The organism is Gammaproteobacteria bacterium, from assembly GCA_022340215.1.
GTDB lineage: Bacteria > Pseudomonadota > Gammaproteobacteria > JAJDOJ01 > JAJDOJ01 > JAJDOJ01.
Genome location: JAJDOJ010000224.1, coordinates 1 through 19,091, shown reverse-complemented (window position 1 = coordinate 19,091; position 19,091 = coordinate 1). Strand labels below are relative to the sequence as shown.

Genomic DNA, 19,091 nt, shown 5'->3' with positions numbered 1-19,091 from the left:
TTCTCCGGCACGGTGATCATGACCCGCTTCGGGTCGATGGCGTCCCTGACGTGAGGCGCGCCGCGGGTCACGTCTCCGGGGGTGTAGATGAAGGTGTCGAATGCCTCGTACAGGGCGCCAACCGCTCGAATCTTCCGCCCCGGGAGAACGACGGTTCGACCCTGTCGAGAAACTCTCGTAATCCCCGCATCAGCATTCCCTGAGAATCCGCTGGAGATTCTCCCGCAGGATTGGCCCGAAATCGTACTTGCCGGGATCGACGAAGGTGCGCAACGATGGATCTTACTCGTCTCGCGCAGGACCGAGACCGGAGATATCGGCCCAGGTAAGCGACGTGACCGACCGCCTGGTAACCGGCCAACACCGAGCCGGAGATGACGCGCGATTCACCTGGCTCCAGTTCCCCGCTGACCAGCTCGTTCGTGTTCGCTCCCAGGCGCGTCTGGTATGTCATTTTCCGGCAATCGCCTAAGGCGTGTCACAGGCGGCGTTTAAGGATGCCGAACGCGAACTTCAATGTAAATACTGCCGGGCCATTCGATTGTCACAGAACTGCGTCTGAAGATTCATTCCGTACCCTGATTAACCCTGGCTCGCGTACTTTGAAGGCCGAGGTCAACGACCGAGGAGATCAGGTGACGTTGGCCGTCCGGGCCGTTGATCCAGGCGAAGGGGACACCGAAGACCGACTCCAGACGATCAGGCGACATCGCCTCGTCGACCGGACCGTTGTCGACCAGTCTGCCGTCGTCCAGCACCCACACCGCGTCTGCGAAGCCCGCGGCGAGTGGGAGATCGTGGGTTGCGCATATCACTGACGCGCCGGCGTCCGCGATGCGCCGCATCAACGACAGCGCCTGGCGGACATGGCCCAGGTCCATGGCGGAGGTCGGCTCATCCAGCAGAAGATGTCCGTCCGGAGAGATCTGCGCAAGCGACCGGGCAAGCGCCACGCGCTGCTGTTGCCCGATGGAGAGCTCCTGCCAGGCGCGATCGGAGATGTCCCGGAGGGAGAGCTGCTCGATCGCCTCCTCGACGCGACCGGGGGCGGGCGCCAGGGCATATCGACCCAGTGTAACGATCTCCCGAACCGTGAACGGTGCGGAAACCCGTGGTCGCTGAGACACCCATGCGATCCGGCTCGCCAAATGTCTCGCAGGAATCCGGTGCGAGGGTTCCCCGTCGACGAGGACGCGGCCCTGACGAGGCCGCAGCGAGCCCAGGATACAGCGCAGCAGTGTTGACTTGCCCGCGGCATTGGGGCCGATGATCACCGTGATCCGTCCGGGCCGGGCGCTCGTGTGGATACCCCGCAGGACGGTCCGGTCCCGGTAGCCAGCCTGAAGATTCTGAATGACGACGGTCATGGTTCGCTCCGGCACTAGCGGGGGTCAATGAAGATTCCGCTGCGACAGCAGCACCCAGATGAACAGCGGCCCGCCGATCAATGCGGTGAAGACCCCGGGCGGCATGCGCCCGGCGCCCAGATCGATGGCCTGTCTCGCGGCATCGGCCCCGACAAGCAGGATGACGCCGCACAGTGCTGCGCCGGGCACCAGCGCTCGATGTGCGGGTCCGAGGACCAGGCGTGCGGCATGGGGGGCGATCAGGCCGACGAACCCGATGGGGCCTACCAGGGTCACGGCAATCGCCGCCAGCACTCCTGCCAGTGTGAACAGGAGCAGTCGTGTCGGCCCGAGCGAGAGTCCCACGCCACGCACCTCGTCATCACCCAGGCTGACGATGTCCAGTGCGCGCCCCATCGAGAATGCAAGCCCCAGCCCGAACAGGGTCGCCGCACCGGCCAGGGTGATCGAACCGGTCGGTGTGTCCTCGGGAATGTACCCCATCAGCCAGGTGGTGAACTCCCCACGCAGTCCCGTGGGGACGAGGTGCTGAAGGAACATGATTCCGGCGGCGCAGATCGTGGACATGACCACGCCGATCAGGATCAGCGACACGGGATCAAGCCAGCCTCGCCGCTGGCTCAACGCATAGACGACACCCAGGGTGATCAGCCCGCCGGCTGCGGCGGGCACCGCGCTGCCCGCGACGCCGGGGTCGCCCGCGCCGGTTGCGTAGGCCGCGTAGAAGGCCCCCATGACACCGAGCCCCGCACCGCTGGATACCCCCAGGATGTAAGGCGATGCCAGGGGGTTCCTCAGCAGGGCCTGCAGCAGCAAGCCGGAAACGGACAGCGCGACGCCAGCGATCGCGGCATTGAGCGCCGATACCCAGCGATAACGCGCGTACTCCGGTGCCGGCAGGGCGAGCCCGATGACCCCGGTCGGATCCCGGTCGATGAGAATACGAATCAGGCAGATCCCGATGGCGCCCGCCACGAGCAGAACCAGTCCCGTTCTGGCGCCCGGCCGCATTCGATCCGGCTCAGACCGGGGGTCCGCCGCGCGCTACCACAGGGCGGGTCCCAGCATGCGTGGCTGAGGTGTCGGGTAACGCAGCAGTGGTGTCAACACGGTTCAGTTCGACCAGTATCCGGCGAAGGGCGGCTGCGACCTCGACGATCGCGCTAGAGGGTAACAGGGCATCCGGGTGCCGCAGCACCGCGACACGGCCCGATTCTGCCGCGCCCACCGGGAGATCGTGCAACCTGGACAAGTCAGTCGGCTCACCTCCTGAAGCACCCCCGGCGACCAGAACGATCACTTGAGGATTGATCCGGATGACGTCCTCGAGGGAGAGCTGAACCCAGCCTCTTGACGCTACGGCATTGCGCGCGCCGAGGGCGGAGAGCACATCGTCGAGGTAGGTTCCACGCCCAAACGCCAGGACCGGATTCATCCTTCCGATCACCATGACATCGTCGCTGAATCGAGGTTTGTTTCGCGGATCGAGCAAATCGTCCAGCGCCGCCTCGATCTCGGCAGCCCTAACTGCCATCCGCGAATTCAGAACGGTTCCATCCCCGGCGACGGAACCCGGTAACTCATGCACCAGCCTCCGTATGTCGGCCACACCGTCAAGGTGTGGCCAGCCTCTGACAACAATGCCCCGCTCGGTGGCGAGCCGGATGAGACCGGCGTCGATACCGGTGGACGGGGGTTGCAGCACGATATGGGTGGGATTGAGCCTGACAAGTCTCTCGTAGTCGATGCGATTGAGGTCTCCGACCACGGGGACGGATGCCTCCACCGCAACGCAGAACGGCGTTCTGCCGACGATGTAACCGCCCGCGCCAAGATCGACCAGGGTCCGAGATATCGCGGGACTTAGGGAAATGATTCGGGGGGTATCATGCGTGTCTGCCGGCGCCTGCGATGGGGTATCACGGCAACCCGTCGCTATCCATAGCGGAATGCTCAGCAATGCGAAGAGGCCCCGCCAGGAGGCTATCGGCGCAGGGCTTCTGGACATCGGTATGACAGGTCACCGCGGTTTGGTGGTGGAGACGGAGGGCAGGGTCGTGACGGGCCATCATAGCACTCGACGGAGCGGGCCGGCCGGCGGTGAAATGGAACGGAAGAAAGGTTTGACTGCTGACAACCCGGGCGGCGGTCAGCGCCGCCGCACCGGTATCGCCCGGCAGACCCGAAATCGTCGGCTCTTATTGAACGACGACCTTCTCGCCTTCCACCGCTACGACGGCGCGACGGTTCTTGGCACGGCCTTCCCGGGTGCTGTTGTCGGCAACGGGATCGTTTTCGCCGTAACCCTTCGTCTCGATCGTGTCGGCAGAAATCCCCTTGGAAACCAGGAAGTCCTTCACGGACTCAGCGCGACGTTCCGAAAGACCCATGTTGTAATCCTCGGGGCCGGTGCTGTCGGTGTAACCGGCGACCGAGATGGTGTTGACCTCGGTCATGTTGTCAATGCCGGCCGCCAGGTCGTCCAGGGCCGCTTCACCACCTTCCTGGAGTTTGGCGCTGTCGAATGCGAACAGGGTGTCGGCTTCCAGGACGGTTGTTTCCATCACCTCAGAAGGCGGCGGTACAACGATGACCTCTTCCTCGACCACTGCAACCGGCTCCGGATCGCATCCTTCGGTGTAACCCTCTGTGGTGAATTCGCCACCACGGACGCAGTTACCGTAGCTGCCCCGCCAGTATTCGCCACTGCCTGCCTGGACGTATCCCGTCCCGGCCTGTACGGACAGGGAAGCGGAACCGGCAGCGAGGGTGATTAAGGCGATACCCACCTGTTTTGCTATGGTTTTCTGACTCATTATTGACTCCCACACGGGTTCAGTTATTAAAGTCTGAGTGTAGCACAAAGAATTCAAGCACTACCGGAAATATAGGAATACAGTGATATACTGAATTCCTATATTACGTCTTATTGTGACACAGAAACGACAAGTTGTCGCGATAAATCTCTGTCGTTGCAAAATCGCAACGAATTAGCGGGAGCCGCGAAACGACCATTCGACGGGATACTTCTTTCTCAGCGACTTGGTATACGAACGCATCATGTTCTCTTGATGAATCTCGGTCAGGCGATCGCGAATCTCGGAAAAGGCTTTCTTGCTGCCCTTTCTGAAATCGATGACCTGCACGATGTGAAATCCGTCCGAGGACTTGATGATGCCGCTGGTCTCGCCATTCTTCGTCTTCTCCAATGCCTTCTCGATTTCGGGCATCCCGCTCCCGACCTCGATCCAGCCCATATCACCGCCATTCCTGCGACCGTAGGGGTCGATGCTGAACTCGTGCGCCAGATCCGCGAAATCCTCTCCCTTTTCCAGTCGCCTCAGGATCTCTTTTGCCTCGGACGCCTCTTCAACGACGATCTGGGCCAGTCGACGCGAGTCTGCCTCGAACCCGAGGTCCGGATTCTGCATGAGGTAGGCACGTAGCATGGCATCGTTGGTACGCCATTCCTTGCGCTTCTGTGTCAAAAAGGTTTCGATCAGCGCCCGGCGCTCGGGGTTCGTCGCGTTTCCAGCCGCTTTCACGCGTTTGAGATTCTTCTGGTATGCCTTCGACTTGTCCAGCCCCTCGGCCAACGCCTGGCGATATATCAGTTCGTCGTCGATCATCTGCTTGAGCATCTTGCCGCGAATCTGGCCTTTTTCACCCGTGCCGACCAGAAAGTACCTCGGCGCGAACACGGAGGAGTGGACGGCATCATCAAGCTGCCGATGATAGATCTTGTACTGCCCGACCCGGGCCATCACCTGGTCCGCGTGGAGCGGGGGAACGGCAAGGAGCAGGGCAGCGGCGAAAGGGACGACAAACCGACGTTTCATGGCAATTCTTACCTCTTGCGATTCGGGTGGCATTCGGGACGCTATCGGGCAGAGTCGACGGAAAGGGAAATGACACAGATAATAACCCACGCTCGTCGAGCTACGTATACCCCGTGCCCGGATACAATCCCGTGTGACAGGGTTTTCCGGACGGGCGGAGCCCGAGTCTGGTAACGACTTACGGTCCAACGATCAAGGAAAACAACCCATGACAAACGCGAACCATGGTCAGCCTGTTTCCGCCGGCATGGACCGACCCGTCGAGGTCGCGATCCGTCTCGGACTCATCTTTCTGATCGCCTTGTGGTGTCTGATGATCGTTCGGCCGTTCATTGACCCGATCATGTGGGGCATCGTCATCGCGGTTGCGGCGCACCCCCTTTACGCGCAGTTGGAGAGCAGGCTCGGGCACCGCCGCAAGCTGGCGGCGACACTGTTCACCTTCCTCGCGCTCCTGTTAATCATCGTGCCGGTCGTCATGCTTTCCGGTTCGATGGTGGATACTGTCGGCGCGGTGTCAGAAGGACTTAAAGACGGGACGTTGCGGGTACCGCCACCACCGGATGGCGTGGCGGACTGGCCCTTGGTCGGTGAGCAGTTGCACGCCCTCTGGGCCATGGCGTCGACCAACCTGGAGGGAGCCCTGAACCAGATCGCGCCACAGCTCAAATCTGTCGGCAACTGGCTGGTTTCCGCTGCAGCGGGGGCCGGCGCCGGCATTCTAAAGTTCCTGATCGCGATCGTCATCGCTGGCGTGCTCCTGGTCAATGCGGAAGGGGGGCGACGCGCGGCGAGGGCCATCGGGACGCGGTTCGTCGGACCGCGTGGGCCGGAATTCGCCGATCTGGCGGGTGCAACGGTCCGCAGTGTCGCGCAGGGCGTACTCGGCGTGGCGTTCATCCAGTCGATACTCGCCGGTATCGGGCTGCTGGTGGCCGATATCCCCGGCGCTGGGATCTGGGCCCTGCTGGTGCTGCTGCTGGCGATCGTGCAACTTCCACCGCTGCTGATCCTGGCGCCGATCGCGTTCTACGCATTCGGCGCCATGGAGACCCTGCCCGCGGTGTTGTTCACCATCTATGCACTGTTCGTATCCATGAGCGATACCTTCCTCAAGCCGATGCTGCTGGGCCGGGGGGTCGATATCCCCATGCTCGTGATTCTCCTCGGTGCGATCGGCGGCATGATGCTGTCGGGTATTATCGGCCTGTTTGTCGGCTCGGTCGTCCTGGCGCTGGGATACAAGCTGTTCATGGCTTGGCTGGAAGGTGGTCCGGCGCCCAGCGCGGGGACCATGCCCGCCGCAGAATAGACGAAACAGGAATCGGACAGATGGCGAGCGAAGAAGAAAGAACTGCGGAGGTGATGGCGTAAACGAATACCTCCGGCGCGATCACCGGTGAAGCGGCCGCTTTTGCTATTCTCTCTGTATGGAACGGTTGTCGCGACACAAAGGACGGACGAAAAGACAAGCAGGATGGTATGTCATTTGACAGAAATCGCCTCTGTCGTACCGCGCAAATCAAACTGAGGACACATCTCCATGGTCAAGAAACTCGCTAGGTCTCTGTTGTTACTGGTCTTTGCATTACCGTTCGCCAATGCCGTCGCAGAGGAACAGACCGCCGGGAAAGATGATTCCGCGAGCTATGAAAAAACGATCAAGGCCTTCCAGGAGGCTGGTCAGAGCGGCAGCTTTTTCGATACCGCCTATGGCTATGCCGTGTTCCCCAACATCGGCAAGGGCGGTGCGGGTATCGGTGGCGCGATCGGAAAGGGGCGCGTCTACCGGCAGGGTAAGTGGGTCGGCAATTCCACCATGGTCCAGCTGAGCATCGGATTCCAGCTCGGCGGTCAGATCTACAGCATGATGATCTTCCTCGAGGACGAGCGTGCGTTCAACGAGTTTACCTCAGGCAATTTCGAGTTCTCCGCGCAGGCGACCGCGGTGGCGATCACCGCCGGGGCGTCCGCCGCAGCGTCAACCGGGGGCAGTTCCGCTGGCATCAGCGGTGGGAGAGGCACGGCCGAGACTGCTGGCGCGTACACCAGGGGTATGGCGACATTCACCATCGCCCGCGGGGGCCTGATGTACGAGGCCGCGCTCGCCGGAATGAGGTTCAACTACAAGCCCAGACAGTAATTCCGGTGGGTGATATCGAGTCTGATCCGGCCCGACGTCCGACCTCATCGATGATCTGGAGGACAGCATTCCGGGTAGAAAGCGGCGACGACGGTAAGCTAATGCTCTGAAGGGGCGTGTGATTCGAGAAATGTCCTTGCGCGTCCCAGGGCCATCAGCGGGAAGTAGTGACGGTACAGGTTATAGTTGATCATGAACCCTCGCTGCAGCTCGCCCCCCTGGTGCAGGCGCTCGGAAAGGTCGGTCTCCCCGAGATCCGTCCTCGCGCCGACTCCGTAGCCCGGAAAACCAGTCCCGGTGTACTCCGGTTCGTCCCACGTGCCTTCAAGCTGCGTGGAGATCAGGTAATCTACACCGGATTCGATGGCCTCACGGTGGTCGTCATTGTCCAGCGCCAGCAGAGCCATCAGCGCCCACCCGGTCTGCGACGCCGTGCTCTTGCCCCGGCCGCGCCAGGCGATGTCCATGTACGAGGCACAACTTTCGCCCCAGCCCCCGTCGTCGTTCTGATGTTCGGCGATCCAGTCGGCGGCCTTGCGGATATAGTCCTGCGACATGTCCTCACCGATGGCGCGCAGCGCAGGGAGCACCGCCGCGGTGCCGTAGATGTGATTGACCCCCCAGCGGCCGAACCAGCTTCCGTCGGTCTCCTGCTCGTTGCGGATGAACGTCAGACCACGGGATACCGCGGGATGGGTGGCGTTCATCCCGAGCAGACCGAGCGCCTCGAGGACGTGCGCTGTCACGTCCGCGCTGGGCGGGTCCAACGCCTCGCCGAAGTCACTGACAGGGATCCTCGTCAGGATCTGTTTGTCGTTGTCCCGGTCGAACGCTGCCCAGCCGCCGTTGCGGCACTGCATCGCGAGCGTCCAGTCCAGAGCGCGGCGTGTGGATTCGTCGATCCGGGCGCGATCGTCGGAATCCGTTCGAACTAACGCGAGCACGATCAGGGCCACGGCGGTGTCGTCCACATCGGGGTACGCCAGGTTGGCCCGCTCGAAGGCCCAGCCGCCGGGAGCCACGCCGCGGACCTTGACCTGCCAGTCGCCGGGCGCGATCACCTGCTGCCGAAGCACCCAGTCGAAACCCCGCACCATCGATGACGTATCCCGCAGCGAACGCCCGCAATCGTGCATCGCCAGCAGGGAGAGCCAGGTGTCCCAGATGATCGACTCACTGGCCTGGATGTGCAGAGCACCGCCTCGCTCATACGACCAGTGGGCATCCAGGGCGTCCAGCCCCTTTCGGAGCACCGGATGCGAAAGGGGATACCCCTCGGCGTTCAGGGCCATCAGCGAGTAGATCCAGGGAGGCTGGATACCGCCCCAGGCGCCGTCGGCGTCCTGGTGGCGGATGACCCATTCCGTGCACTGGCGAACCGCCAGACTCCGCCATGGCGTGATGCCGAGATGCTGATAGGCGTGCAGAATCCGATCGGTGAGGCGAAAAAAACGGTCCCAGATGCCGCCACCCTTCCTGGGCAGGGCATAGTCCTGGCGCTCCCGTCCCTCGGGGAACAGCGCGTCGAGACGTCGGTCCGCGGGGAGAGGGCGCACCTCTCTCCGCGATGAGAGGATGCACAGGGGTACCAGCGTGGCGCGCGCCCAGGAGGCGAAATGGTAGATGTTGAAGGGCACCCAGAGGGGGAAGAAGATAATTTCGGGCGGGAGATTCGGGGTCTTTTCCCACGGCCATTCACCGATCAATGCCAGCCAGTAACGGGTGAAGACCCGTACCTCACGCAGACCGCCGTGAGACAGGATCCAATCCCGGGCTTTCGCCAGCGCAGGATCGTCGGCTGGCATACCGGTCGAGCGCAACGCGGCGTAGCACTCGACGGTCGTGTTGATATCGCCCGAAGGGGCGTCATGGTAGATCTCCCAGGCGCCGTCCTCACGCTGTGCCTCGAGCATGCCGCGGATGATCGCATCCTCGCGCGTCTGGTCGCGCACACCCAGGAAGTGCATCGCCAGCAGCCACTCCGCCTCCATGCAGTAGTTGGATTCCAGCATCCCGACCCAGAACCCGGAATCGTCCTGATGTGCATCCAGCCATCCCAGGGCCGCGTCCATAGCCATGGCAAGCGATTTCCCGCCTCGGGTGGGGCGTGCCGGCCGTGTGGCGTCGGGTGTTTGTGAGATCTGAGGCTGCGTATTCACGGATTAGATCTGGTGTCTATGAAAGAATTCGGCGCTTCCTCTTACGAGGTGCCTCGGGTTTCGATTATAACGGGCACCCATCACCCGGGAATCCGAGATGCGTCGCATGAGTCCAGGGAGCGTTGCGCGGGGGAATATCATCGATGAGCACATCACTGATCGATCAACCGGGCATGCTCTGGGAACGGGTCGTGGAAACCACGGCGTCCGCTCGAGCCAGCGGCGCACTGCAGCCCGTCACGGCACGGCTGGAGATCGTCGAACAGGAGCGGATCCGGTTTCAGGTGCGGATCCTGACGGCGATCGCGCACAAGATCGAGGCCGCGAGGGCACAGAGTGAAGCCTCCGTTCGTCAGGGTCACTACGTCGATCCCTTCCAACCCTGGGAACCGACCCTCTATGTCGCCGATGCCTCGGCCACGCACGTCTGCCTGTTGAACAAGTTCAACCTGGTCGACCACCATCTGCTGATCGTCACGCGTGCGTTCGAGCACCAGATGTCGCCACTGACCGCGGTCGACTTCGAATCGGCGTGGCGTTGCCTCGCTGAGTACGAGGGCCTCGCCTTCTACAACGCGGGACGCATCGCCGGGGCGAGCCAGGAACACAAACACCTGCAGATGATCCCACTGCCGCTGCCCGGCTCGGATACGGACCTTCCGCTGGGAGCCTGGATATCCCATGCCGCGGCATGCGGCGGATTATCCGAGAACCGGGAACTACCGTTTCGGCACGTCATATCCGGCGTGGACCCACAATGGTTATATGATCCGGTCAGTGGGGGGCAGGAAGCCCTGTCTGTGTACCACGAGATGCGGGCGCGCTCGGGTCTCCGGTCCGAATTCACGGCGGGAGCACGTCAGTTGCCGCCCTACAATCTGCTCCTGACCCGAAATTGGATTATGTTCGTTCCCCGGTGCGAAGCCCCCGTGGGGCCTGCCGAGGTGAATGCCCTCGGATTTGTCGGCGCCCTACTGGCGCGGGACGATGACGAACTGCAGACGATTCGGGATTCAGGCCCACTCACGGTTCTGGAGAAAGCAGGCCTCCCCCGAAAACTCGGATGATCTCCTGCTTGCGCCCCTATGGCCCGAAGATCTTTGCGACAAAACCGGCAAGGACCTATTCGAATGACCATGCTCTTTATCGGATCTCGGCCGTATCCATTATCATTGGCTTGCCGATCTGGCCGATTGCGATCTACGAGCTGCCTTCGCTGATCAGCAGATAGCTGTCACTCCGACGTATCTCGAAATCGAATCCAGTATCGCCTGAATGGTTTCAGTTTTGTCCCGCCACAAGGCGACACCTTAACTGTCAGCGTATTCGGCGATTTCTGTCAAATGACATACCATCCTGCTTGTCTTTGTCGCCCATCCTCTCAGTTGCGACAACCGTTCCATGGTTCGACGATGCGCCTGTTGTCGTGCCTTGATGACGAACGAAAATCCGACGCGATCCGGTATGCCATTTCCCGACACTCGCCTAAGTACAACGGCCCGGCCAATCCGGAGCAGATTTGTCAGGCCGCCAGAAGATCGGTCAGATTCTTACCTGAGGCCAGTTCATCCCGAATCCACCTGGGTTGTTTCCCACGGCCGGTCCAGGTTTGCGAACTGTCCTTGGGATTCCGGTACTTGGCCGGTATACGGCGCTTCTTCGGAGTACCCGCACCCACCAGTTCCTCGACCGTCGATCCGATGGATGCGGCGAGTTCCTTCATCTCTTTCAATACCCGCTTTCTTTCTTCCTCCTGCCTGTGCTTGAGTTCCTTGGCAATGTCCGAGGAAAGTTTGTCAAGTTCCTTTTCGGAAAGGCGGGTCAAATCTATCGCTGCCATATAATCCTCTTGTAATCACTTATTGGTTGGAAGACATTTTTTACAATGTCCGGATTCTTTCCGGAAAACGCGCCTCGCCGCAAAAATGGAAACAGACATCACCCATGCGACGAGTAGCAACAAGATAATAGTGATTGCCAAAGGAATCAAGAGGGGAAAGAGAACTTTTTATTCCACTGTACGAAACGTGCCGATACCCCTGCGTCCGGTTATCCACAACTTCCGCTATTAATAACTCGACCAGATTATCGGCATGATGTCCAGGCGATTATATCTACGGATATTCCGTCCCCCGTCGAGCATTCGGCTGGTTACGCCACCGTGCAACGGGCCAAGAGCCCAGGAGACGGCCCTGCGATATCCCGGCGAGTTGTGCACTCGTATGCGTGCGTGGAAGAATCCGCACTCGCCGCGCAAGCTAGGGGCGCGCTCCGCCACCCTTCATGAACCCTGAAGACGCCACGATGCCATCGCCAGTCGAACCCATCCTGAAACTGTCTCTGCTTGGCGGGTTTCAGTTGTTCGGCGCCGACGGGGTGGAGGTGCCGATCCCGGCCAGGAAGGCCAAGGCCCTCCTGGCGCTGCTGGCGATGATACCGGGCGAGAGGCGCTCGAGGGAGGCGCTGGCGTCGCTGCTGTGGGAGGTCAGCGGCGATGCGCAGGCCAGACACAGTCTCCGTCAGGCACTGGCGTCGTTGCGAAAGGCCCTGCCCGAAACCGATCCCCCGATCCTGTCGGCGGATACCGACTCGATCCAGGTCGCGCCCGGCACCATCGAGGTCGATGCCCTGCGCCTCGAGCAGCTTGCCGAATCGACCGATTCTCAAGACCTCTGTCGTGCCGCCGCAATGTACCAGGGTGAGTTTCTCGAGGGATTCAATCCACGCTCCGTGGCATTTGAGGACTGGTTGATGCAGGTGCGTATCCGCCTGCACGAAAGATCGCTGGCCGTACTCACCAGCCTGGCGGAGGAGGAGACCGCCGCGGGGCGGCTCGAGTCCGCGACACGGCTCTCGCTCAAGCTGCTGTCGCTGGATCCGCTGCGCGAGGACATTCATCGAAGACTCATGGAGCTCTACGTCCGTCAGGGCCGCCACGGTGCGGCGCTGAGGCAATATCGGATCTGTCGCGGTGCGCTCGAACGACAACTCGGTGTCGAACCGGAGGCCGCGACCGAGAAGCTGTATCGAAACCTGCTGTCCCGCAGAGACACCGAAGCGCCGGCCCCGGAGCTCCCCGATGTCGCGACACCGGTAGCGGGAGAATCCCCTCCGCCCGCGCGGGGGAATGCCGGAACCGCGGAACTGCGACAGGCTGCGGTGCTCGTCACGAACCTCGCGGACTTCGGCAAGCTGGCTGCTTTACTGGACGCCGAGCAGCTCTACGAGTTGCTCACCCGCTACTACTCACGGGTCGATCAGGTGGTTTCCCGATGCGGCGGCAAGGTGGTCCGGCAGTTCAGCGAGACCGTCATGGCGGCCTTCGGTGTCCCGCGCACACAGGGAAACGACGTGGAGCGCGGTCTGCGCGCCGCGACCGAGGCGATCCGGGCGATCGGGGACACGCGGTGTCCCGGCGAGGAAGCGGCACTTGCGATGGGCGCGGGACTGACCACGGGTCGGGTGCTGGTCGCGATGTCGCCGTCCCTCGCCCAAGCGGAGCCGATCCTGACCGGAGCCGCGGTCAACGAGGCGGTTCGGCTCGCGGCGCAGGCAAGGGCGGGAGAACTCCTTCTGGGCGACAGCGCGTACCAGGGTATCGCGGAACGGGTCGCCGCCGAACGCGTTCGCGATGAGGGGTCGAATCCCGGAAACTCGCCGTGGCGCTTCAGGGATTTCCTGGGCGAGGACGCCGATACGGGTCCGGCTCCCATCGTTGGGCGGGTAAAGGAAAGGCGCCAGTTCGAGGCGACGCTTGATGCCTGCATCGAAACGGACTGCGGACAGGTCTTCCTGGTCCGTGGCGAGGCAGGGATTGGCAAAACCCGGCTCGTGACCGAGTTCATGCGCCTGGCTAACGGCCTCGGTTTTCTCGCGCATCGTGCCCTGATCCTGGATTTCGGGTCCACCGGAGCGGGCGGTGCGCTGCGGTCGCTGGCGCGGCAGATGCTGCACCTGAAATCCCGCACCGCCGGCCTGTCGGTACACGCGGCGATCCGCAACGCCGTCGAGACCGGAATGTTTTCCGTCGACGAGGAGGCGGCCCTGCATGACCTTTTGGGTGCCACCCTGCCGGTCTCGCTGAAATCTCAGCTTGACGCCCGCGGTGCCGCGGAGCGCCGCGCTGGACAATTAGCGGCCCTGGCCCGTCTTGCCCTCAGGAGCAGCGAGGTGGCACCGAGGCTTCTGGTCATCGAAGATATCCACTGGGCAGACCGCTCGACCATGGATGCGCTCGCCCGGCTCGCCGAGGTGGCCAACGAGGGCAGGGTGATGTTGGTCATGACCTCGCGCGTGGAAGGTGAACCGCTCGACCCCGCCTGGCGCGGCGCGATGCACGGCACTCCCCTGACCACCATCGATCTCGCACCGCTCGGCGAGAACGACGCCATGCAGCTCGCCCGTTCGATCACCGGCACGGACGACGCAACCGCGAGACATTGTGTCGGCAGGTCCGGGGGCAACCCGCTGTTCCTGGAGCAATTGCTGAGGACGACCCGTGAGTCCCCGTCTTTCGTCCCCGACTCGGTGCAGAGCATCGTCTGGGCGCGCCTGGACGGGCTCTCGGCCAGCGACCGGCAGGCGGCGCAGGCGGCCGCCGTGCTGGGACAGCGATTCGACCCCGCTCCCCTGTGTTTCCTCGTGGAAGACGAGGCCTACCGTCTCGAGGGACTGCTGGAACAGCGTCTGGTGAAACCCGAATCCGATGGCTACCTGTTCGCCCACGCCCTGATCCGGGACGGGATCTACGCCTCCATTCTGCCGTCACGGCGCCGGGAGCTGCACCTCAAGGCGGCGGATTGGTATCGGCTGCGGGATCCGGTACTGCGTGCCCGGCACCTTCTCTGCATCGGGGACGCCGCGGCCGGGGCGGCCTGTCTCGAGGCGGCCAGGCGAGAGACCTCGGCATGGCGCTACGATTCTGCCCTGGATTTGATCGCACACGGACTCGAACTGGAGCCAGAAGACGGGGAAGGGGAGAGATTCTCACTGCTGAACCTCCGTGGCGTCGTGTTGCTCGAATGTGGTCGTGTGGACGAGGCGCTGGCATCCCAGGAGGCGGCACACGCCGCGGCAACGGGCCCGCTCGATCGGTGTCGCGCCAGGATCGACGCGGCGGCGGGATTGATCGTCAAGGACCGCCACGAGGACGCGCTGCAGGCGCTGGCCGAGGTTGAATCCACCGCGGAGGCCGCCGGCTGCCGGGACGAACTGGCGCGCATTCACTATCATCGCGGCAATGTGCTGTTTCCCCTCGGGCGGATCGACGAGTGCCTGCAGTCGCACAAACGCGCCCTCGAACTCGCGCGGCAGATAGAATCCAGGGAATTGGAGGCCAGGGCACTGAGCGGACTGGGAGACGCCTGGTACCTGTGCGGCCGGATGATCACCGCGCATTCTCATTTCGACCAGTGTGTGCGACTGTGTCGCCAATTCGGCTTTGGCAGGATCGAGATGCCCAATCTCGCCATGCGCGGTATCTGCAATTTCTACCGCTTGAGGATCGACGATGCCCTGAATGACGCCCGCGATGCCGCCCGGATGGCCCAGCATGCGGGAAACCCGCGCGACGAGGCGCTGGCCCGCGACATCGTCGCGACGGTGCTGATCACCACCGGGAGGCATGAAGCGGCGTTCACGGAGGCCACCAGGGCCCTGTCACTGACCGCAAGCCTCGGCGCGGGGCTCTTCCATGCCGAGGTGAAATCCATGCTGGGCCGCCTGGCCGCGGCAAGCGGGGACATGGAGGGCGGTATCCGGCTGGTGTTGGAAGCCTGGGACACCTGCCGGGAACACGGACTCGCCTACGCGGGTCCGATGATCCTGGGCATTCTGGCACGTGTGACCGATGATTCCGATCGTCGGCGGTGGGCCCTGGAAGAGGGAGAACGCCTGCTGCAGACCGATTCGGTCAGCCACAATTTTCTCTATTTCTACGAAGCGGCCATTGCCGTCAGCCTGGCAGACGGGAACTGGGATGCGGCGGAGTACTATGCGATCAAACTGGATCGCTACACTCGCGACGAACCCCTGCCCCTGAGCCGATTCATCATCGACTATGGACGCTCGCTGGCCAGGGCAGGACGGGGAGAGCGCAACGACGCCCTGCGCCGGACCCTGGCCGGACTCGCCGACCAGGCGCAGCAGGCAGGGCTTGAGCCGTGGCGGCATGACCTGGAATGCGCCATGACCGAACTTGCGGTCTGATGACCTCGACGAACGCCCTATGCGGTCCGCGACCCCTTGCCGATGAACCGATCGAACAGCGAGCAGAGGTCGACCAGTTTTTTCTCGAGCAGCGGCTCGGCCTGGCGCATGGCGTCGTCCAGGGACATCGGCTCGTCCAGGATGCTGGACATGCTGGTCAGGCCGAGTCGGTAAAGTTCCGACACGTCGCCCTGTATCGCGCCTGCCAGGGCGATAACGGGTATTTCGCGCCGGCGGCCGAGTTCCGCGATACGCCCGATCAGCTTTCCCTGCACGCTCTGGAGGTTGATCGCACCTTCACCCGTGATGATCAGGTCGAATCTTTGTCTGACGAGCCGTTCCTGCAGTCCGTAGGCATCGGCGACGACGTCGAATCCGCTCACGATTGACGCGTTGCAGTAACTCAGGATACCGAACCCCATGCCGCCGGCGGCCCCGGCGCCGGGTGTCTCGCGTTCGTCCCTGCCGGTTTCAAGGGTCGTGATCCCGGCGAAGTTGGCCAGGGCGTCTTCCAGGACGCGCAACTGCCCGCCGTCCGCGCCCTTCTGGGGTCCATAGGTATATGTCGCGCCGCGCTCGCCCAGCAAAGGATTGGTGACGTCGGAGGCGATGATCAGTTCGGTCGCCTTCAGGCGCGGGTCCTGCTGTGCCATTGATACCGTTCTCAGACGATTGAGCGAGACTGCATCACCTCCCACTTCGTCACCCTGCGCGTCGCGAAAATCGATTCCCAGGGCGGCGAGCGCGCCGGCGCCCGCGTCGTTGGTGGCTGAACCGCCCAGTGCCAGGACGATTCTGCGCACACCCCTGTCGAGTGCATCGACGATCAGTTCACCGGTTCCCCTCGAGGTGGCTCGGAGCGGATCTCTCGACCCCTCGGGGACCAAGGGAAGACCTGAGGCCTCGGCCATCTCCACTATCGCCGTGGTGCCGTCACCGAGAAGACCGTAGCGCGCCGAGACCGTCTCGCCCATGGGGCCCGTGACCGGGATCCGCACGAATTCTCCGCGGGTGCCGATGACCAGCGCTTCAGCGGTACCCTCTCCACCGTCCGCCATCGGCAGGGCCACGACGTTTGATCCAGGCAGCCGTCGATCAATGACAGCCTCGGCGATCTCGCAGAAACGGGTCGCCGAAAGGCTTTCCTTGAAGGAGTCCGGCAACACCAGGATCTTCACGACGGGGGGCCTTCCAAGGTCTCTGAAACCTCCCGGGGTTTTGCTCCATGCTCCTCGATCACTGCCGATCCCTGGGAACGGGTTGTCCTCGAAGACCTCTCGACGGTCGGTGTCATACGGGCAGGATGGAGACGCCCGTGCGTTGCGGTATACTGCCGGCCCTTTTCGATCAGTCTCAGTCGGAAACAGCCCGGCAGCAGCAAACCAAATTTCGGAGAAATTTTCATGGCTCAAGAGATTACAACAGGTGTCCCCCCCGAAGTGGAGACCTTTTTTGGCGAGGTTGGCAAGTACTGGGGCTGGATGCTCGCGCTTGGCATCCTGTTCATTGTGCTCGGCACCATCGGGCTCGGCATGCCCGTGTTCGTCACCGGTGTCAGTATCCTGTTTCTCGGCGCACTGCTGTTGGTCGGCGGCGGGGTTCAGCTCGTGAACGCATTCCAATGCAAGGGATGGAAGTCTGTCATCTGGCACGTACTGATCGCGCTGCTGTATATCGCTGCCGGTGCGATTATGGTGTTCGAGCCCCTGCGTTCGGCGCTTCCCCTGACGGCCATGCTCGGCGGCCTGCTGCTCGGCATCGGCGTGCTGCGTATCATCATGGGGTTCCAGCAACGAGGCGAGAAAGGCTGGGGATGGCTGGTGTTCGCGGGGATCGTCTCCCTGGTCCTCGGCGGGATCATCCTGGCACAGTGGCCGGTCTCCGGGCTTTGGGTCATCGGTCTGTTCGTGGCGATCGAGATGATATTCCACGGCTGGTCGTATGTGTTCCTGGCGCTGGCTGCGCGTCAGGCAGCCAAAGCAGGCAAGGACGGCAATGCCGCAGGGCAGGCCGAACCCGCCTGAGGCATACCGCAAAACTAACGTCAATCAGAAAAACCATCGGAGAACGTGAATATGACACACCTGTACCGATTGATCACTGGTATTACGGCCCTGACGTTGCTGGGCGCATCTTCCTCAATGGCCCTGGCCGAATCGGGCACGGTCAAGATCCTTGCGCCCTGGAACAGTGAGGGCAAGGTCTTTCCGATCGGCCCGGAGAAGCTCCTGTTTCAAGGGACGGCCGAGGGGATCATGTATATCGACGGCGGAAAGGGGTCGCTTGACGCGACAGAGATTCTCTGCCCGGGGTCCCATACCATCGACGTATCGTCGAACAAGAGCGAGGCCTCCGGTAACTGCATCATCAAGGGCGATACCGAGGAGGACGTAATCTTCGCGGAATTCCGTTGCGAAGGCGATCTCGGCGCCTGCGAAGGTGAATTCAAGATCACTGGCGGGACCGGGAGTTTCGAAGGCATCACCGGTTCCGGGAAGATGGCCGTCCGCACGGCGCTTGCCGAACTGGCCGCCGATCTGGACAGCGGTCAGATCATCCGCGAAGCCGCTGGCCTCGCGGTGTGGCCGGAACTAAAGTACAACATCCCCGAGAAAAAATAGGCCCTTTGCGGTATCGGCGGCGTCGTGAAATCACGACGCCGCCGATACCAGACAATGCGCAGCGGCGTTCCGGAACTCCCCGAGCAGTGCGCATGTCGAACTGCTCGCTGACGCTACAAAGCTCCTTCTTGTTCCACTAGGAGCCGGCGGATCTTCTCGACCCGTCGGCGATTGACGCCAAGGTCGGAACTGCCGAGTCGTGCGGCCGAGCGCACGGCAATGATGCCGTCCGCCCCCCGAAGATCGAACTCCAGATCATCGACGAACCCGAAGACGGCGCTGCTGCATTCGGCATGAAGGTAGGTGTCCGATTGAACGACTATCCGCGTCCTTGGAAGGCCTGTCACCACGCTGACCAGCTTTGCCCAGGCAGTCTCCTGTGACCGGTTAAAGGTCAGCGGTGGCACATGATGCGAGGGATCGGGGCTGTCGCTCGAGACACAGTTGGGCGTGTCCGGGCAGGGGGCCAAACCACTGTCGGAGCGCCCCAGGTCGGTTGGCCGTTTACCTGAACAGGAGAAAATCGGCATTGTCAGAAGGAGAATAATCAGGCCCGCAAGGATCCCGTTACGAGGGGCATGCAGGGTAGCGGCGCTTGATCTGCCATGCCCGGTTAAGGCGATTTCTGTCAAATGACATACCATCCTGCTTGTCTTTGTCGTCCGTCCTCCGTGTTGCGACAACCGTTACATAGTTCGACTATGCGCCTGTTGTCGCGCCTTGATGACGAACGAAAATCCGGCGCGATCTGGTAT

15 protein-coding genes and 2 pseudogenes are annotated in these 19,091 nt (G+C 62.4%); 6 read left to right on the top strand and 11 right to left on the bottom strand.

Features of this window, described 5'->3' with window-relative positions:
- Positions 1 to 17 precede the first annotated feature (17 nt).
- The 7 genes and pseudogenes from LJE91_15665 to LJE91_15635 form a co-directional block, all read right to left on the bottom strand.
- Positions 18 to 190: pseudogene (locus tag LJE91_15665) on the bottom strand (NADH:ubiquinone reductase (Na(+)-transporting) subunit B).
- Positions 190 to 445: pseudogene (locus tag LJE91_15660) on the bottom strand (NADH:ubiquinone reductase (Na(+)-transporting) subunit A). Before LJE91_15660 ends, LJE91_15665 begins: the two co-directional pseudogenes overlap by 1 nt.
- 121 nt (positions 446 to 566) lie before the next feature.
- Entirely contained in the window at positions 567 to 1,367 is an 801-nt protein-coding gene (locus LJE91_15655; protein ID MCG6870108.1) for an ABC transporter ATP-binding protein, read from the bottom strand.
- 24 nt (positions 1,368 to 1,391) lie between these two features.
- Complete coding sequence (locus LJE91_15650; protein MCG6870107.1) at positions 1,392 to 2,378, bottom strand: iron ABC transporter permease; 987 nt, start codon at positions 2,376 to 2,378, stop codon at positions 1,392 to 1,394.
- A 10-nt stretch (positions 2,379 to 2,388) separates the two neighbouring features.
- Positions 2,389 to 3,135 carry a hypothetical protein gene (locus LJE91_15645; GenBank protein MCG6870106.1) on the bottom strand — a complete coding sequence of 249 codons (747 nt, stop codon included), beginning with the start codon at positions 3,133 to 3,135 and terminating at the stop codon, positions 2,389 to 2,391.
- A 430-nt stretch (positions 3,136 to 3,565) separates the two neighbouring features.
- The gene (locus tag LJE91_15640; GenBank protein ID MCG6870105.1) at positions 3,566 to 4,183 is read right to left on the bottom strand and encodes an OmpA family protein; all 618 of its coding nucleotides are present in this window, start codon (positions 4,181 to 4,183) and stop codon (positions 3,566 to 3,568) included.
- A gap of 174 nt (positions 4,184 to 4,357) precedes the next feature.
- On the bottom strand, positions 4,358 to 5,206 hold the full coding sequence (locus LJE91_15635) for a peptidylprolyl isomerase (GenBank protein ID MCG6870104.1): 849 nt from the start codon (positions 5,204 to 5,206) through the stop codon (positions 4,358 to 4,360).
- A gap of 208 nt (positions 5,207 to 5,414) precedes the next feature.
- Here LJE91_15635 and LJE91_15630 point away from each other — a divergent pair, with 208 nt between their 5' ends.
- Positions 5,415 to 6,518 carry an AI-2E family transporter gene (locus LJE91_15630; protein ID MCG6870103.1) on the top strand — a complete coding sequence of 368 codons (1,104 nt, stop codon included), beginning with the start codon at positions 5,415 to 5,417 and terminating at the stop codon, positions 6,516 to 6,518.
- A 231-nt stretch (positions 6,519 to 6,749) separates the two neighbouring features.
- Positions 6,750 to 7,349: a hypothetical protein gene (locus LJE91_15625; GenBank protein MCG6870102.1), complete on the top strand. Its 600-nt coding sequence runs from the start codon at positions 6,750 to 6,752 to the stop codon at positions 7,347 to 7,349.
- Between the two features lie 98 nt (positions 7,350 to 7,447).
- Here LJE91_15625 and shc read toward each other — a convergent pair whose 3' ends face one another.
- Complete coding sequence (shc, locus tag LJE91_15620; GenBank protein ID MCG6870101.1) at positions 7,448 to 9,427, bottom strand: squalene--hopene cyclase; 1,980 nt, start codon at positions 9,425 to 9,427, stop codon at positions 7,448 to 7,450.
- Positions 9,428 to 9,651: 224 nt separating this feature from the next.
- Between shc and LJE91_15615 the strand changes: the two genes are divergently transcribed.
- The gene (locus LJE91_15615; GenBank protein MCG6870100.1) at positions 9,652 to 10,575 is read left to right on the top strand and encodes a phosphorylase; all 924 of its coding nucleotides are present in this window, start codon (positions 9,652 to 9,654) and stop codon (positions 10,573 to 10,575) included.
- A gap of 455 nt (positions 10,576 to 11,030) precedes the next feature.
- Here LJE91_15615 and LJE91_15610 read toward each other — a convergent pair whose 3' ends face one another.
- A complete protein-coding gene (locus LJE91_15610; GenBank protein MCG6870099.1) occupies positions 11,031 to 11,348 on the bottom strand; it encodes an H-NS histone family protein in 318 nt (105 codons plus the stop codon).
- A 464-nt stretch (positions 11,349 to 11,812) separates the two neighbouring features.
- On the opposite strand from LJE91_15610, the gene LJE91_15605 reads away from it, so the two are divergent.
- Positions 11,813 to 15,715, top strand: coding sequence for an AAA family ATPase (locus tag LJE91_15605; protein ID MCG6870098.1), 3,903 nt, complete (start codon positions 11,813 to 11,815; stop codon positions 15,713 to 15,715).
- Positions 15,716 to 15,732: 17 nt separating this feature from the next.
- Here LJE91_15605 and LJE91_15600 read toward each other — a convergent pair whose 3' ends face one another.
- Complete coding sequence (locus LJE91_15600; protein ID MCG6870097.1) at positions 15,733 to 16,893, bottom strand: glycerate kinase; 1,161 nt, start codon at positions 16,891 to 16,893, stop codon at positions 15,733 to 15,735.
- Positions 16,894 to 17,118: 225 nt separating this feature from the next.
- Between LJE91_15600 and LJE91_15595 the strand changes: the two genes are divergently transcribed.
- Both LJE91_15595 and LJE91_15590 read left to right on the top strand, forming a co-directional pair.
- Entirely contained in the window at positions 17,119 to 17,739 is a 621-nt protein-coding gene (locus tag LJE91_15595; protein ID MCG6870096.1) for an HdeD family acid-resistance protein, read from the top strand.
- Positions 17,740 to 17,790: 51 nt separating this feature from the next.
- Positions 17,791 to 18,336 (top strand): hypothetical protein, encoded by a 546-nt coding sequence (locus LJE91_15590; GenBank protein MCG6870095.1) that lies wholly within the window; start codon positions 17,791 to 17,793, stop codon positions 18,334 to 18,336.
- A 113-nt stretch (positions 18,337 to 18,449) separates the two neighbouring features.
- Here the strand turns inward: LJE91_15590 and LJE91_15585 are convergent, their stop codons facing one another.
- On the bottom strand, positions 18,450 to 18,866 hold the full coding sequence (locus tag LJE91_15585) for a DUF1499 domain-containing protein (GenBank protein ID MCG6870094.1): 417 nt from the start codon (positions 18,864 to 18,866) through the stop codon (positions 18,450 to 18,452).
- Positions 18,867 to 19,091 lie beyond the last annotated feature (225 nt).

Coding starts and splice junctions, on each gene's coding strand:
- LJE91_15655 (MCG6870108.1), bottom strand. CDS start 1,367: ATGACCGTCGTCATTCAGAATCTTCAGGCTGGCTACCGGGACCGGACC.
- LJE91_15650 (MCG6870107.1), bottom strand. CDS start 2,378: ATGCGGCCGGGCGCCAGAACGGGACTGGTTCTGCTCGTGGCGGGCGCC.
- LJE91_15640 (MCG6870105.1), bottom strand. CDS start 4,183: ATGAGTCAGAAAACCATAGCAAAACAGGTGGGTATCGCCTTAATCACC.
- LJE91_15635 (MCG6870104.1), bottom strand. CDS start 5,206: ATGAAACGTCGGTTTGTCGTCCCTTTCGCCGCTGCCCTGCTCCTTGCC.
- LJE91_15630 (MCG6870103.1), top strand. CDS start 5,415: ATGACAAACGCGAACCATGGTCAGCCTGTTTCCGCCGGCATGGACCGA.
- LJE91_15625 (MCG6870102.1), top strand. CDS start 6,750: ATGGTCAAGAAACTCGCTAGGTCTCTGTTGTTACTGGTCTTTGCATTA.
- shc (MCG6870101.1), bottom strand. CDS start 9,427: ATGGCTATGGACGCGGCCCTGGGATGGCTGGATGCACATCAGGACGAT.
- LJE91_15615 (MCG6870100.1), top strand. CDS start 9,652: ATGAGCACATCACTGATCGATCAACCGGGCATGCTCTGGGAACGGGTC.
- LJE91_15610 (MCG6870099.1), bottom strand. CDS start 11,348: ATGGCAGCGATAGATTTGACCCGCCTTTCCGAAAAGGAACTTGACAAA.
- LJE91_15605 (MCG6870098.1), top strand. CDS start 11,813: ATGCCATCGCCAGTCGAACCCATCCTGAAACTGTCTCTGCTTGGCGGG.
- LJE91_15595 (MCG6870096.1), top strand. CDS start 17,119: ATGGCTCAAGAGATTACAACAGGTGTCCCCCCCGAAGTGGAGACCTTT.
- LJE91_15590 (MCG6870095.1), top strand. CDS start 17,791: ATGACACACCTGTACCGATTGATCACTGGTATTACGGCCCTGACGTTG.
- LJE91_15585 (MCG6870094.1), bottom strand. CDS start 18,866: ATGCCGATTTTCTCCTGTTCAGGTAAACGGCCAACCGACCTGGGGCGC.